This window comes from Devosia sp. (assembly GCF_017307495.1).
GTDB lineage: Bacteria > Pseudomonadota > Alphaproteobacteria > Rhizobiales > Devosiaceae > Devosia_A.
In genome coordinates, this window is record NZ_JAFKHE010000015.1 from 1 (window position 1) to 14,358 (window position 14,358).

At 65.7% G+C, this 14,358-nt stretch carries 15 protein-coding genes; 7 read left to right on the top strand and 8 right to left on the bottom strand.

The annotated features are described in order from the left end of the window. Positions 1-496: 496 nt before the first annotated feature. Both rpoH and J0I99_RS06395 read right to left on the bottom strand, forming a co-directional pair. Positions 497-1,384 (bottom strand): RNA polymerase sigma factor RpoH, encoded by an 888-nt coding sequence (gene rpoH, locus J0I99_RS06390; RefSeq protein WP_291396656.1) that lies wholly within the window; start codon positions 1,382-1,384, stop codon positions 497-499. 196 nt (positions 1,385-1,580) lie between these two features. Then, on the bottom strand, positions 1,581-2,600 hold the full coding sequence (locus tag J0I99_RS06395; protein ID WP_291392147.1) for an RluA family pseudouridine synthase: 1,020 nt from the start codon (positions 2,598-2,600) through the stop codon (positions 1,581-1,583). Here J0I99_RS06395 and J0I99_RS06400 point away from each other — a divergent pair. Then, a complete protein-coding gene (locus tag J0I99_RS06400; protein WP_291392149.1) occupies positions 2,599-2,952 on the top strand; it encodes a hypothetical protein in 354 nt (117 codons plus the stop codon). The two genes, J0I99_RS06395 and J0I99_RS06400, sit on opposite strands and share 2 nt — an antisense overlap. A gap of 203 nt (positions 2,953-3,155) precedes the next feature. On the opposite strand, the gene J0I99_RS06405 is transcribed toward J0I99_RS06400, so the two are convergent. After that, positions 3,156-4,322: a hypothetical protein gene (locus J0I99_RS06405; protein ID WP_291396658.1), complete on the bottom strand. Its 1,167-nt coding sequence runs from the start codon at positions 4,320-4,322 to the stop codon at positions 3,156-3,158. Positions 4,323-4,555: 233 nt separating this feature from the next. After that, positions 4,556-5,149, bottom strand: coding sequence for a DUF1134 domain-containing protein (locus tag J0I99_RS06410; RefSeq protein WP_291392153.1), 594 nt, complete (start codon positions 5,147-5,149; stop codon positions 4,556-4,558). A gap of 196 nt (positions 5,150-5,345) precedes the next feature. Here J0I99_RS06410 and J0I99_RS06415 point away from each other — a divergent pair, with 196 nt between their 5' ends. Further along, the gene (locus J0I99_RS06415; protein ID WP_291396660.1) at positions 5,346-5,846 is read left to right on the top strand and encodes a YHS domain-containing (seleno)protein; all 501 of its coding nucleotides are present in this window, start codon (positions 5,346-5,348) and stop codon (positions 5,844-5,846) included. A 143-nt stretch (positions 5,847-5,989) separates the two neighbouring features. Next, positions 5,990-6,664, top strand: a complete 675-nt coding sequence (locus J0I99_RS06420; protein ID WP_291392157.1) for a histidine phosphotransferase family protein — start codon at positions 5,990-5,992, stop codon at positions 6,662-6,664. A gap of 157 nt (positions 6,665-6,821) precedes the next feature. Here J0I99_RS06420 and J0I99_RS06425 read toward each other — a convergent pair whose 3' ends face one another. Continuing rightward, a complete protein-coding gene (locus tag J0I99_RS06425) occupies positions 6,822-7,922 on the bottom strand; it encodes a helix-turn-helix transcriptional regulator (RefSeq protein ID WP_291396662.1) in 1,101 nt (366 codons plus the stop codon). Positions 7,923-8,249: 327 nt separating this feature from the next. Between J0I99_RS06425 and J0I99_RS06430 the strand changes: the two genes are divergently transcribed. Further along, the gene (locus tag J0I99_RS06430) at positions 8,250-8,633 is read left to right on the top strand and encodes a response regulator (protein ID WP_291396664.1); all 384 of its coding nucleotides are present in this window, start codon (positions 8,250-8,252) and stop codon (positions 8,631-8,633) included. Positions 8,634-8,712: 79 nt separating this feature from the next. Here the strand turns inward: J0I99_RS06430 and J0I99_RS06435 are convergent, their stop codons facing one another. Further along, positions 8,713-9,621, bottom strand: coding sequence for a LysR family transcriptional regulator (locus tag J0I99_RS06435; RefSeq protein WP_291396666.1), 909 nt, complete (start codon positions 9,619-9,621; stop codon positions 8,713-8,715). Between the two features lie 88 nt (positions 9,622-9,709). Here J0I99_RS06435 and J0I99_RS06440 point away from each other — a divergent pair, with 88 nt between their 5' ends. Next, positions 9,710-10,114: a cupin domain-containing protein gene (locus J0I99_RS06440; RefSeq protein WP_291396668.1), complete on the top strand. Its 405-nt coding sequence runs from the start codon at positions 9,710-9,712 to the stop codon at positions 10,112-10,114. Positions 10,115-10,184: 70 nt separating this feature from the next. On the opposite strand, the gene ctrA is transcribed toward J0I99_RS06440, so the two are convergent. Beyond that, the gene (gene ctrA / locus J0I99_RS06445; RefSeq protein WP_291392172.1) at positions 10,185-10,895 is read right to left on the bottom strand and encodes a response regulator transcription factor CtrA; all 711 of its coding nucleotides are present in this window, start codon (positions 10,893-10,895) and stop codon (positions 10,185-10,187) included. 383 nt (positions 10,896-11,278) lie between these two features. Here ctrA and fliI point away from each other — a divergent pair, with 383 nt between their 5' ends. Next, positions 11,279-12,616 (top strand): flagellar protein export ATPase FliI, encoded by a 1,338-nt coding sequence (gene fliI, locus J0I99_RS06450; RefSeq protein WP_291392174.1) that lies wholly within the window; start codon positions 11,279-11,281, stop codon positions 12,614-12,616. 28 nt (positions 12,617-12,644) lie between these two features. Beyond that, complete coding sequence (gene fliJ / locus J0I99_RS06455) at positions 12,645-13,058, top strand: flagellar export protein FliJ (protein WP_291392176.1); 414 nt, start codon at positions 12,645-12,647, stop codon at positions 13,056-13,058. 66 nt (positions 13,059-13,124) lie between these two features. On the opposite strand, the gene J0I99_RS06460 is transcribed toward fliJ, so the two are convergent. Next, on the bottom strand, positions 13,125-14,078 hold the full coding sequence (locus J0I99_RS06460) for a PRC-barrel domain-containing protein (RefSeq protein WP_291396669.1): 954 nt from the start codon (positions 14,076-14,078) through the stop codon (positions 13,125-13,127). Between the last annotated feature and the right edge of the window lie 280 nt (positions 14,079-14,358).

Here is a 14,358-nt window from a genome sequence, read left to right on the forward strand (position 1 = left end):
GCCCGGTATCCGCCGGCGTCTGCCTGACGCGAACCCGTAGCTCCGCTGCCCATGCCCGGCAGCTTCCAGTCCTTGGCAGCACCGGCATGGCGCCACCCCGCGTTGACAGCGGCTCATCCGGCGAACCGGACCATGCCGCGCGTGCTTTGAGCCTGGGGCAGCACGACTGCCACCCCACCCAACCTCCCCTGCACCAACCACTCGTCATGATCTCCCTTCGGTGCAGCGGACGAGGGGGAGAATCGCATGGGTTGGAGCGAGGGGGACAAGATTGTGCAGATTCTTTTGTTCGGTGCGTGGGGCACCCCCCCTCCCACCGGCTTCGCCGGTACCCCCTCCCCCGCAGGCGGGAGAGGGAATCCCGACTGAAGCTTCGGTGGCGCACGGACATCCTCTCCCGCTTGCGGGGGAGGGGGACCAGACAAAGTCTGGTGGAGGGGGGCGGGAACAAGAAAGGCCGCCTGGGGGCGGCCTTTCTTACTTCGATCTGCCGGGCTCAGTGCGCGGCTTCGCGGGTCTTGGAGTTGGCGGCCTTCTGGACCGCTTCCTGCACCTTTTCGAAGGCCCGGACCTCGATCTGGCGGATGCGCTCGCGGCTGACGTTGTACTCCTGCGCCAGTTCCTCGAGCGTCGCCGGCTCATCCTGCAGGCGGCGCGCCTGGAAGATGGCCTTCTCGCGGTCGTTCAGATCCTGCATGGCGTTGTTCAGCAGCCCCATGCGCTCCTTGAACTCCTCGGTTTCGCCAAGGGTCGTCTCCTGGTCCGGGGTATCGTCGGCGAGCCAGTCCTGCCACTCGGAGGCACCCTCGTCGGCGCGCATGGGCGCGTTGAGCGAGGCGTCGCCGGACAGGCGCTGGTTCATCGACACCACGTCGGCCTCGGTGACGTTGAGCGTGGTCGCGATCTGCTTGATCTGGTCGGGATGCAGGTTGCCGTCATCGAGGGCGGCGATCTGGCCCTTGACCTTGCGCAGGTTGAAGAACAGCCGCTTCTGCGCCGCGGTGGTGCCGATCTTCACGAGGCTCCACGAACGCAGGACGTATTCCTGAATGGCAGCGCGGATCCACCACATGGCGTAGGTCGCGAGGCGGAAGCCCTTCTCGGGCTCGAAACGCTTGACCGCGTGCATGAGGCCGACATTGCCTTCCGAGATGACCTCGGAAATCGGCAGGCCATAGCCGCGATACCCCATGGCGATCTTGGCCACGAGCCGCAGATGCGACGTGATGAGCTTCTGGGCCGCGGCAGGATCCTCATGCTCCTTGTAGCGCTTGGCGAGCATGTACTCCTCGTCCGGCTCGAGCATCGGAAACTTGCGGATTTCCTGCAGATAGCGGCTGAGGCCGCCTTCAGCTGAAAGCACTGGCAGGTTGGTCTGGGCCATGGTGCACCCTCGTCTTTCCCCCGTCGTCACGGGCAGATGTCCAGCCCGCATCCAGTCGGCATACTGGCTGACGTCGTGATGATATAGGTCGAAATCGGGCCTTGATAAGACCCACTTCCTCGCCACCGTAATGCACCAGGCCGCCTTACGGTTGCATGAAGCGCAGCTTACATTTTGGTCACGTGACGCCGGGCGCCTACCGCGCGAACGCCCGGTCAAACGGCTCGATGGCGACCACAAGGGCCTCGAGGTCGGGCGGCAGGGGGGCCTCGAACTGCATCTCCTCGCCGGTCGAAGGGTGCTCGAAGCCGAGTTCGGCGGCGTGCAGGGCCTGTCGCCCCAAAGCATGGACGGCGGCCCTGGCTGCCTCGGGCAGGCGATTGACCTTGGTGGCAAAGCCCGGGGCGTACAGTTGGTCGGCGACCAGCGGATGGCCGATATGGGCCATGTGCACGCGGATCTGGTGGGTGCGGCCGGTCTCGAGCTCACAGCGGATACGGGTGATATCCCAGCCCTCGTCGCCATAGCGGGCTTCGACCCGGTAATGGGTGATGGCCTCGCGGCCATCCTTGCGCACGGCCTGCTTCAGGCGATTGGCCGGGTCGCGGCCGAGCGGCGCCTCGACCGTGCCGGAGGCCTGCTGGGTGCGGCCCCAGGCGAAGGCGGTATAGGCGCGGTGCAGGGGGCCGGTGCGGCCGTGGTCGGCGAACTGGGCGGCGAGGTGGTTGTGCGCGGCCTCGGTCTTGGCCGCGACCATTACGCCGGACGTATCCTTGTCGAGGCGGTGCACGATGCCGGGGCGCCTGACCCCGCCGATGCCCTTGAGGCTTGCGCCGCAATGATGGAGCAGGGCGTTGACCAGCGTGCCGGTGAGATTGCCGGGGGCGGGGTGGACGACCATGCCGACCGGCTTGTTGATGACGATGAGGTCGTCGTCCTCGTAGAGGATGTCGAGCGGGATATCCTCGGGGATCGGCTCGGCCTCGACCGGCTCGGGGGCGACGAGCAGGATTTCGTCGCCGGTCCTGAGCTTGTATTTCGGCTCATCGACAGCCTGGCCATTGATCGAAACGCTGCCGGCCAGTATCAGGTCCTTCAGCCGGTTGCGCGAGAAGACCGGCACGGCACGCGCCAGCGCGGCATCGAGGCGGCTGCCGGCTTCGGCCGCGTCGACCGTCACTTGCCATTCCTGTTCCTCGCCGGAAAATTCCTGCATGAGCCATCCTGAAGACAAAGACCAGACCACCACCCCGGAACTGACGCCGGAAGCCAGGGCCGTGCTCAACCGGGCACGGAAGAGCTTCATGGTGTCGATCGGGCTGCTGGTGGTGGGCCTTATCGCCGTCGGCGGCGCGCTTGTCTACCGCGCATCGCAGGGCGACTCCAGGGGCGGCGGGGACTATGTCATCGCGGCGCTGAAGATCCCCTCGGGCGGGGAAGTCGTTTCGGCCGTGGCGGCCGACGGGCGGCTGACCGTGACCTACAAGCTGGGGCCGCTCACCAGCGTGCGCATCTTCGACGGCAAGTCCGGCGAGCTGATCCGCGAAGTGCCGGTCGTCAGCGAGTAGGGCTGAACCAACGCCTCAGCCCCAAGGGAAACGCTGGGCTACATCACTGCCGGGGTCATCCCCGCGAAAGCGGGGATCTCCGTTCGGTCATGAGCACCGAAAACAGAGGTTCCCGCTTTCGCGGGAATGACTCCGTAAGTCACGGCGAAGACCGAGCGTCGTCCGAAGGGAATGCTCTCCCGGTCAGTGGGAGGACGAGAGGCTCAGTTGCCGTCCTGCAGCTCGCGCAGGGCTTTCAGGCGATCGGACACGGCCTGGCCCTCGGGCCGCGTGCCGTTCCGTGCGTTGGGGCCGCGGACGGGAGCGGTCGCCGCCTCTTCGACGTCGATGAACTTCTGCATGCGGGTGGCGAGGCTTTCCTCTTCGTCCACCGGGCCGTTGCCCTCGAGCGCATAGACGAGGCGGCTGACGTCCGAGGCGATATCGTTGAGGCGTTCGCGCAGGTGGGACTGCTCGATGCGGTCGGTATCCCAGTCCGCCATGATGCTGTCCTCGACGCTCGCCACCTTGGCGCGGAGCTTTTCCATCTCTTCCTCGAGGCCGAGCTTTTCCGCCAGCAGCATGTCGTGCCTGTGTTCGCCGTCATCGACCAGCTTGGTAGTTTCGGCAAGCAGCGAGGAGACGCGGCTCTCGGCGTCGGCGATGCGGGCCTCGGCGTCGGCAAGCTCGCTCTGGCCGGTCGACACCGCGTCCTCGCGGTGGGCCAGCGTTTCGCGCGCCGCAGCCGCTTCGGAGCGGGCGTTAGCAGCGGCCTTGTTGGCGCTCTCGAGTTCGGCGATCAGCGTCCGGTTCTGCGTCTCGAGGAATTCGGCGCGCTTCTTTTCGACCTCGAGATAGCCGAGCAGCTCGTCGACATCGGCATTGTAGTCGCCGGTCAGCGACTTGCCGTCGACGCTGAAGGCGCGGGGCGAGCTGCCGCGCAGGCTTTCGCGGGCGGCTTCGAGCTGGCTCGACTTGTCCGTCAGCTCGCGGTCGCGCATGCGCAGTTTCTGGGCGAGGTCGGCGCCCTCCTTCTCGAGCTCAAGAATGCGGCGGCGCGCCTCGGCCTCGCGCTCCTCCAGCTCGCGGACGATCTGCAGGTGGCTGTCGCGCTCGCCCTTGATGCCGCCGAGTTCGTTCTTCTTGCGGTTGATGTCACGCAACTGGTCGGCGAGGCGGCGGCGCAGGGCCTCGACGTTCATCTCCAAGCGCCTGGTGGACAAGGCGAATTCGGCGCGCAGCTGGTCCTTGTCGGCGCGGAATTCGGCCATGGTCATGGGCGTGGCGGCCTCAATTCGCTTCTTGGTCAGGCGCACGGCGCGGCGCCAGACAGCGGGCATCACGATCAGCGCAAGCAACCCGGCCACGAGCAGGCCGAGCACGAAATACATGATGTTTTCCAAGACCATAACTCAACTCCGCCACCACTGACCGGTTGCAGTCCGGCCAGGCGGGAACGCGCCCGCTGCAATGATACCGGAGAAAGCCGTTGCGGTCACGACACCAGAAGGCGCCGCCACACCAGCGCCGCCGGATTGCCGCATGGATGAACGCTAACTGAACGGGGCGCGCGCCAAATCGATCCCCGATTGAAGCCGAGGATCAAAGCAGCGGGGCCCGCGCGTCAGAACGGGTTCCAGGTCGGTTCCTGGGTGAACTTGAGATAGCCGACATTGATGCCGAGACGGGCGCCGACGCCGGAGCGGATCGGCACCATAACGACGTTGCCATACTTGACCACGGTCATGCCCAGCCCGCCGACGACATAGGCGGAGCCGTCGACGCCGGGGTAGCGGCCATAGACGTCCGAGATGGTCGAGAGGTTGTAGACCAGCATCATGACCTTGGAACCGTCGCCGCCGAAATCGAGGCCGACGGTGGGGCCCTGCCAGAACACCGGGTGTTCGCCCTGGTTGCGGGTGTACATGGTGCCTTCGCCGTAACGGGCGCCGGCGAAGATGGCGCCGCCGGCTTCCTCGCCCAGGATATAGGCGTTGGGCAGGCCGAACTGGCTGACCGCACGCTCGACCAGGGAGGCGAGGCCCTGCGCCACCGAACCGAAGAACTGATGGCCGGTATCGACCAGTTCGTCTCCGGAATAGCTGTCGGACAACGAGCCCTGCTGCTGGGCATAGGTCAGGGTGGGGGTCAGCACCAGCGTGGCCGCGGTCAGGGCGACGAAGGCGGCAAGGATCAGATAGACCATGCGATCAAGCATGTGGGCACTCCCGGCGGGCTAGTTCGAGCGGCAGTCCATTTACGCGGTACTTACCTTGGCGACGCTAAGGTCCAGCGCATCCGGTCTGCGTGAGGGGCCCTCAAGCTAGGCCTTCATGGCGGCAATGATGCGGCAAAAGCGTAAACAAAACTTAACCATAACCGGACTTCTCGCGGGCCTTGCGATGGTTTCCGGCATGGCCGCCGCCATGCCGGTCAGAGCCGCATCGCTGGTCGAGGCGATCGTTGCCGATCCGCTGACCGGGGTTGCGCTCGAAGGCTACGATCCGGTCAGCTATTTCCTCGGTGCGGAGCCCGTGCCGGGCTCGCCCGACCATGTGTTCGAATGGGGTGGGGTGCCGTGGTACTTCGTCTCGGATGCGAACCGCGACGTGTTCAGTCGCAACCCCGAGATCTACGCGCCGCAATATGGCGGGCACTGCCTTACCAGCCTCAGCCGGGGTTACATGTCCGACGGCAAGCCGCGGCTGCATGTCATCAGGCAGGCCAAGCTCTACCTGTTCTATTCCGTCGCCAACCGCGAGGCGTTCCTCGCCAGCGGCGACGACATCGTGGCCCTGGCCGACGCAAACTGGGCGAAGTTCCGGGATGGGCTCGCAGGCGCTGGGCAGGACGTCACGCAGGCGCTGGACGCGCCGGCGGAGCCGGTGGCAGACGCCGAGAGCGCAGGGCACTAGGGCTGCCGGACAAATGGGCGTGGTCGCGCTAGCGAACCGGAAAAGCCTGCAATCCCCGCCTTCGCGGGGACAGGCATTTTCCTGTGAACGCTCATCTCGGGTAATCTCACCAAAATTGATTCGACTGCAGAGGTCAGGAAAGAATGGCGGATATCATCGAGCTCAAGGCGACCGATCTCGCGGCGATGCTGTGTTCGCGGGTGTGCCACGACCTGATCAACCCGGTCGGGGCGATCGGCAACGGGCTCGAAGTGCTGGCCGATCCCTCGCAGGCTGCGATGGCCGATGGCGCTCAGGAACTGATCGTCAACGCCACCAAGCAGGCCCGCGCCAAGCTGGAGTTCGCTCGCCTGGCCTATGGTGCTAGCTCAACTGCCGGTGTCGATTTCAGCACGCGTGAGTGCGAGCGCGTGGCCCAGCTCTACTTCGAGATCGAGAAGGCCGAGCTGGACTGGCAAGTGCCGATGGTCATGGTGCCCAAGCACAAGGCCAAGCTGCTGATGAACATGCTGCTGATCGCCGCCATGGCGGTGCCGCGCGGCGGCAAGGTGTCGGTAAGGTTCGAAGGGCCGGAAGGCAACGAGCGGTTCGTGCTGGTGTCCACGTCCGACCCCGAGAAGCGGCAGAAGACCCTGATGCCGTCGGGCGCCGAGGGCCTGCTCTCGGGTGCGCCGGAAGGTGGCGTCGACGCTCGTGGCATCCAGCCCTTCTACACCGGCATCCTCGCCCGCATGACCGACATGGACCTGAAGATCGGCATCGAGAACGACGTCTTCGAGTTCAGCGCCACGCCCAAGGCCGTCGCCGCGGCGGCTTAAGCTAGCACCAACTCGCCTCATACGCGGTGTCGTCCCTGCGCAGGCAGGGATCCATTTCGCCGCCCGCGCCAGCTGAGAGTTGGATCCCTGCCTGCGCAGGGATGACAGCCGGTGGGTGGTGCGAAGGCGCGGGCAGACCACTCTCCGCAGAGAGTGCCTAACCCGCTTTCTCCGGCATCGGGCGGGTGGCCGACAACAGCAGTGTCAGCTCTGCCTGACGGCGGGTGCCGGTCTTGGACAGCACGGCGTTGAGCTGGTTGCGGACCGTTGCCGGCGACAGGTTCAGCGTGCCGGCGAGGCTCTCGACATTGAGGCCGGAGGCGATGCCGCGCGCCACCTTGGCTTCGGCGGGCGTCAGGTCGAACAGTCCGGTCAGGATGTGCGTCAGCGGCGCCTCGGGCATGGTGACGGGCGTGACGACGACGAGGCCCTCCGCGCGGGTGAAGACGTCGCCGGCCGAGCGCCGTATCGGCACGAGGTGCACGACGAGCGCGGAACCGGTTTCAGTGGAGCGTACGGGGATCGAGCGGAGCACCGGCCTTGCTTCGTAGCGCAGGTCGGCGATGGCGGCCGAGACCAGGCTGTCGACCTCCGGATCATCGAAGCGGAGGCCATCGAAGGCGGTGAAGGCGATGCGCGGCGCCAGGTCCTCGAACATCTGGTTGAGCGCCAGTACCCTGCCGCCGCGGCCGAGCACGGCGCAGGGCAGGCCGACCAGTTGCAGCGCTGCCGCCTGGTTGCTCGCCGACTTCAGGCCGAGGCGATGCGAGAGCAGGGCCGCGCGGGCCAGGTGCGGCCGGTAGCTGTCGAGCCGCGCCATGGCGGCGCGCTCAAACGGATCCGAGCCCATGCGGCGCGCGAGGTCGAAGACGATCAGGTCGCCGGTCGGCGTCGGAATCGCCGTCCCGGCGGTCCAGGCGAAGCCATGCGGATGAACGAAGTCCACGTAGATGGGATCGGCGGCCAGTTCGGCCGGGCTGCACAGCTCGAGATCGGTGGAGAAGGCGGCGGGAAACAGCTCGAGCCCACGACCGAAGCGGACATTCGCATGGGCCCGACCGTTGGCGATGAAGTCGCCATAGGCGAGCTCGTACGAAGGCGTGGCGGCGTATCGGCCGTATCCGTCCCGGTCGACGGAAAGGATTGTTGCAGCATCGGCCCGCGCCACCGCTGCCAGGCGCTCAAGTACGCCGGGCCATAGCTCAGGAATGGCCGCCGCCTCATAAATGTCGTCGACAAGAGTTTCCAATGTATTCAAGGCTGGCCTCGCAGACGGCCAGATGATCCACCCTTTTCGTGCTTCTGGTCAGATGCGGTTGCCGCGTTTCATTTCCAGGCGTGCAAAGCCGAGAAAGACGACCAGTAACATCAGGGGCCGGCGCTGTCATGCGATTTGGGCCGGGTGACGGGCGAGCCCATCATGCGCGGAATCCAGCATGTGCCGGATCGAGTTCCTGGCCGCAGGTCGGTGGGGCCGCTGTGATGGGGCCAGAAGATGGGGCAGGCTTCAGTCTTCGATAACCAATAGCAGGCAGATTTGGGAGAGCGTGCAGGCTTCAAGGCATGCCTCGCGGAGAGATGCGTCATGAAATCCTGCCTCGTGGTCGACGATTCCAGTGTCGTGCGCAAAGTCGCCCGGCGAATCCTCGAGGACCTCGACTTCATCGTCGATGAAGCCGAGGATGGGCAGGAAGCCTTCGACAAGTGCCGCCAGGAAATGCCCGACGCGATCCTGCTCGACTGGCAGATGCCGATCATGAGCGGGCTTGAGTTTCTGAAGCTGCTGCGTGGATATGTCGGTGGCAACACCCCGCACGTCGTCTACATGGTGACGGAGAACGACATCGGGCAGATCGCCATCGCGCTCCGGAGCGGCATCAACGACTACATGATGAAGCCGTTCGAGCGCGATCACCTCGAAGCGAAGTTCACCGCGCTTGCCGAGCCGGCCCAGGCCACCATCGCCTAGACCAGTCCAGGCGAGCCTGGCATCGGCCGGCGCGCCCGGGGTCGCGCAATTCCGGCCCGGCAATCATCGATCGGCCGCATCAGCCCATCAGTACGGCGCGCAGGGCGGCCAGGTCGGCGAAAACGAAGGCGAAGAAAGCGGCGATCCGCGGCTGTCGGCGAAGGTCCGGGTGCGTGAGCAGGTACCAGCCCCGGGTCAGTTCCGGGATGGTGGGCAAAACCTCGACGAGCCCCGGTTCGCCCTCGGCGATGGTCGTAGGCAGGGCCGCGAGGCCGACGCCGGACCGGGCCGCCAGCAATACGCCTAGGACGCTCGAATTGGTGGCGGCGATGGTGGCGCCAGGCGCGACGCTGGCCAGCCAGACGTTGGCGCGGTGCTGCGACATGGCGCCGTCGAAGGCGACGAGGCGGTGCCGTCGCAGGTCCGCGGTGCCCGCGGGCGCGCCGTGGCGGGCGATGTATTCCGGGCTGGCATAAAGCGCCCAGAACGAATCCGCGACCTTGCGGCCGACCAGGTGGGGATCTTCCGGTTCGCCCGAGCGCAGGGCGACGTCGGCTTCTCCCCGGCTCAGGTCGAGGTAGCGGTCGCTGGTGAGCAGCTCGACATGGGCGTCTGGATAGCGGGCATGGAAGCGGTCGAGCAGGCCCGATTGCGTGAGCCGGCCGACAATCGGCTCGGGGCAGGTCAGCCGGATCGTCCCCGTGACGGCCTCGCCGGCGCCCCGGGCCTGTCGCTCGAGCGCGATGACCGCGTCCTCGACGGAGCGGGCGAGGGGCAGGATGACGCTGCCGAATTCGGTCAGCTGGTAGCCGGTGGGCCGGCGGACGGCGAGGGGCGTGCCGAGGCGCCGCTCCAGCTCCGCGAGTCGGCGGTGCACGGTCGACTGGTTGACGCCAAGTGCCCGGGCCGCCGCCAGCGTGCTGCCATGGCGGGCAACGGCGAGCAGATAGCGAAGGTCACCCCACTCGAACATACCCCAGTTATGCACTTCTGCATCGGGCGCCGGCAAGCTTGCTGCTGCCCGGTCCGGGGCGGCGGACGTAGTCTTTCTGGCGTCGGATAGCGAGGAGGACAGGATGTTCGAGACACGGCCGGTCGACGCTGCCATCGCGGGACTTGATGTCGGCGTCACCACGAGTGCGAAGGCGAGCGGGATGGCGCAACTGACGCCCCTCCATCGGCAGGCGGTCCGGTCCATGCCGGTCGCGGCGGAGCAGGAGATCAGGGTGCTGCAGGCGGTGCTGCTGCCTGGGGATCGGACGCCGCGGCATACGCACCGCCACCCGGTGACGGTCTTCATGCTCGAGGGGGAGTTCACGCTCGAGTTCGACGGATTGCCGACGGTCGTGGCGCGGGCGGGCGAGGTGCTGGTGGAGCCGGCCGGCGTCGCGATGACGGGCGGCAACCGGGGCGACGTAGCGGCGCGGATGGTGCTGTTTTATGCCTGCGCGCCGGGGGAACCCTTCGCCGATCCGGCCTAACCGTCGGCCAGACAACAGAAACCCCGCGCCGAGGCGCGGGGTGCTCAGGTCCGCCGCAGGGCGGAGTGCGTCAGGCGACGCTGGATTCGGCGAAGGATTCGTTCTCGTCGGGCTCGCGCAGCACGTAGCCGCGGCCCCAGACGGTCTCGATGTAGTTCTTGCCGCCGGTGGCGACCGAGAGCTTCTTGCGCAGCTTGCAGATGAAGACGTCGATGATCTTCAGCTCGGGCTCGTCCATGCCGCCATAGAGGTGGTTGAGGAACATTTCCTTGGTGAGGGTGGTGCCCTTGCGCAGCGAGAGCAGTTCCAGCATCTGGTATTCCTTGCCGGTGAGGTGCACGCGCTGGCTCTGCACTTCGACGGTCTTGGTGTCGAGGTTCACCGTCAGGTCGCCGGTCGAGATGACCGACTGGGCGTGGCCCTTGGACCGGCGGACGATGGCGTGGATGCGCGCGACCAGCTCGTCCTTGTGGAACGGCTTGGTCATGTAGTCGTCGGCGCCGAAGCCGAGCCCGCGCACCTTGTCCTCGATGCCGGCGAGGCCGGACAGGATCAGGATCGGGGTCTGCACCTTGGCCACGCGCAGGGTGCGCAGCACTTCGTAGCCCGACATGTCGGGAAGGTTCAGGTCGAGCAGGATAATGTCGTAGTCGTAGAGCTTGCCGAGATCGACACCCTCTTCGCCCAGGTCCGTCGTGTAGACGTTGAAGCTCTCCGACTTGAGCATCAGCTCGATGCTCTGCGCTGTCGCGCTGTCGTCTTCGATCAAGAGCACACGCATGCCGCCAATCCCCTTAAACCGTTCCCTGCTGGAACCATGGGTGACGCGACCGGCGCGTTCACCCTTAACCGAACCCTACTGGATATGACCCAAACCTAAGCGCAATTAGTTAACAAAGTTTAATTCTGATCCGCAAGATGCAAACGTCCTCCCGCTAACGATATATTAAGTCATTGAAATTGCAGTCTAATTTAGCCTCAACCGACTTAAGATTTTAGGTTAAGAAAGGGTTCCAATCGACTCTGTCGACTCAGGGATTTCGAGGTGTCCGGGAAGGTTTTCAGAGCGGCGCACGCATGGGGCCGGCACCCTATGGTTAACGCTTTTTGCTTAACGTTCGGTTACCTTGGGAAGCAAGCGATTCGACCCTCCGAAAGAGGCTGATGCAGTCCCTAATTGCCGCCATCGACGCCATCGAGGACGTGGAGGTCTTCGGCCGGGTGAAGACCGTGCAGGGGCTGCTGGTCGAGATCGTCGGACCGGTGCGCGAACTGCGGGTCGGCGGACGGGTCGAGATCGAGACGACCAATGGCGGCGTGCTCGGCGCCGAGATCATCGGCTTCCGCGACGGGCATGCGCTGTGCCTGCCTTTCGGGGCCCTGACGGGGGTACGGCTCGGCTGCCGGGCCCTGTTCAGGAGCCATGACGGATCGGTGCAGCCCTCCGAGCAGTGGCTGGGGCGGGTGATCAACGCCGACGGGCAGCCCATCGACGGCAAGGGGCCACTGCTGCCGGGTCCGTTGTCGTATCCGATGCGACAGGTGCCGCTGCCGGCGCACGAGCGCGTGCGCGTCGGCGATCCGCTCGACATGGGCGTGCGCACGCTCAACACCTTCACCACCATGTGCGAAGGCCAGCGCATGGGCATCTTCGCCGGCTCGGGCGTGGGCAAGTCGGTGCTGATGAGTATGCTGGCGCGCAACGCGCAGGTCGACGTGGCGGTGATCGGGCTGATCGGCGAGCGTGGGCGCGAGGTGCAGGAGTTCGTCACCGACTACCTGGGCGAAGTCGGCATCCAGCAGGCGGTGGTGGTGGTGGCGACTTCCGACGAGGCGGCGCTGATGCGGCGGCAGGCGGCCTACCTGACGCTGACGCTCAGCGAGTATTTCCGCGACCAGGGCAAGCGCGTGCTGTGCATGATGGACAGCCTGACCCGCTTTGCCCAGGCACAGCGCGAGATCGGGCTCGCCATCGGCGAACCGCCGACGGCCAAGGGGTATCCGCCGACAGTGTTCACCGAGTTGCCGCGACTGCTTGAAAGAGCAGGTCCGGGGTTAAAGGATAGCGGCTCCATTACCGGTCTATTTACCGTTTTGGTGGAAGGTGATGACCACAATGAGCCCATTGCGGACGCCGTTCGCGGCATCCTCGACGGGCACATCGTGATGGAGCGCTCGATTGCCGAACGCGGTCGCTATCCGGCGGTCAACGTGCTCCGGTCCATCTCGCGAACGATGCCAGGATGCGTGCCGGTGACTGTCCGGCCTGTCCTGCAGAAGGCGCGGGAACTCATGTCGACATTTGCCGACATGGAGGAACTGATCCGGCTGGGGGCTTACCGGAAGGGATCGGATCCAGGCGTGGACCGTGCCATCGCGATCAACCCGGCGCTGGAGGCGTTCTTGAGCCAGCAGCGGGAAGAGCGCACCTCGATCGCCGACGGCTATGTGATGCTCGAGGCGATCCTGGACAAGGTGGGCGGTGAGGCGCCAGTGAAGTGAATGACTTGATGTGTAAGGAGTACAAGTCATGAAGTCGCGCAGCGAAAGCCTGATCCGGCTCAAGAAGTTTCAGGTGGACGAGAAGCGCCGGCAACTGACGCAGATCGAGATGATGATCGCCGATTTCGAGCGCATGGCCGCCGAACTCGACCAGCAGATCGAAATCGAACAGCAGAAGACCGGAATTTCCGACGTCGCCCATTTTGCCTACTCGACCTTCGCCAAGGCGGCGATCTCGCGTCGGGACAACCTGTTGGCCTCGGCCAACGACATGCGCGGCAACCTCGAGGCGGCGCAGGATGCCTTGGCCGAAGCAGTGGAGGACCTCAAGAAGGTCGAACTGCTGGACCAGCGCGAGCATGGCCGCGAGGCGGCGGCGGAAGCCAAGGCCGAGCAGGCCGAATACGACGAGATCGGCCGGCTGCGGCATACGCGTCGCTAAGCCGGCGGGAGCCGGATATGAAAAAAGGCCCGCCGGAGCGGGCCTTTCGTACTTGGACGGACGGCTTCACTTCAGCGGCTGGGTGGCCAGCAGCTGGGTGTCGCGCTCGTTGACGAAGGTGTCCTTGTTGTAGGCCACGGCCTTGTCGAGCTGGTCGCGCGTCACGTTGACGAACAGGTACTTGTTGCCGTTCGCGTCGGTGGCAAAGCGCAGGTTCTCGATCGCCACGGCAACCGGCTTGGTGCCGATCCCGAGGAAGCCGCCGAAGTCGATGACAACGGCGTCGACCATCTTGCCATCCTGGCCAAGGATCACATCGCCGATCGTGCCCAGATGCTCGTCGCCCGGGCCATAGGCGTTGGTGCCGATCAACTCCTCGGCGGTCAGCGGAGCGTCGGTCAGCTGGTCGCGGGCAATCGGGGTTGCGGCGGCAGCGTGATTCTGGTCGGCCGGTGCGGCGGTCTGGGTGGCCGGAGCAGCGGCATCGGCCGGCTGGTTGGCCGGGGCCATGGCGTTGTTGTCCGAGGGTGCGGCCTCTGCCTCGTCAGTGGTCTTGAAGTCCGGCGCGGATTCCAGCGCGTCCTTGCTGGTCGGGAGGACGAAGCGCTTCGAGCCGTCGTCCGCGGTCACCCACTGGAGCTCGGAATAGTTCACGGCGACGTTCTTCTCGCCGATGCCGAGGAAGCCGCCCACGCCGATGATCACCGCGGCGATCTCGCCGTTGGCGCCGACGACGAGATTGTTGACGTCGCCGATATGCTCGGCGTCAGCGGCCGTCGAGGAATACACCTGCTTGCCGATGATCTCGGTGGCGAGGTTGTCCTTGTCGGTGACGGTGTAGCCGGAGGCGAGGATCGAGCTGTCGACAGCAGCGGGCGCCGTCGTGGTGGCCCCGGCGGCGGGAGCCTCCGTGGTGGTGGCCGGAGCATTGGTGGCCGGGGCCTGGGTGGTGTCCTGCGCGATGGCGCCTGCCGTGAGAATCGCGGCGAGGGCAGTGGTGGTCAGCAGGGTGCGGAACATTGTATCGTCCTCTCGTTCGTGTCTGTCATGAACAAGGCCGTGCGGCACAACGCTTGGCTGTGAGGTGCCGCACGGCCCGATGAATAGGCAACGTGGGCGGACGCAAGTTGTTCCGCACCCTGGCGACGGAACGGTCCCGAACGACAAAAGGCCGGCCTCGTTTTCGAGGTCCGGCCTTCCACGCCTCCCAGCGTCCGGTCGGGGCGGCACAGCGCCCCACGTCCATCAAGCTAGCGGAGAATTGACGGCGGTGCGCGGCCTACCCGGTTAACCGGTAAAG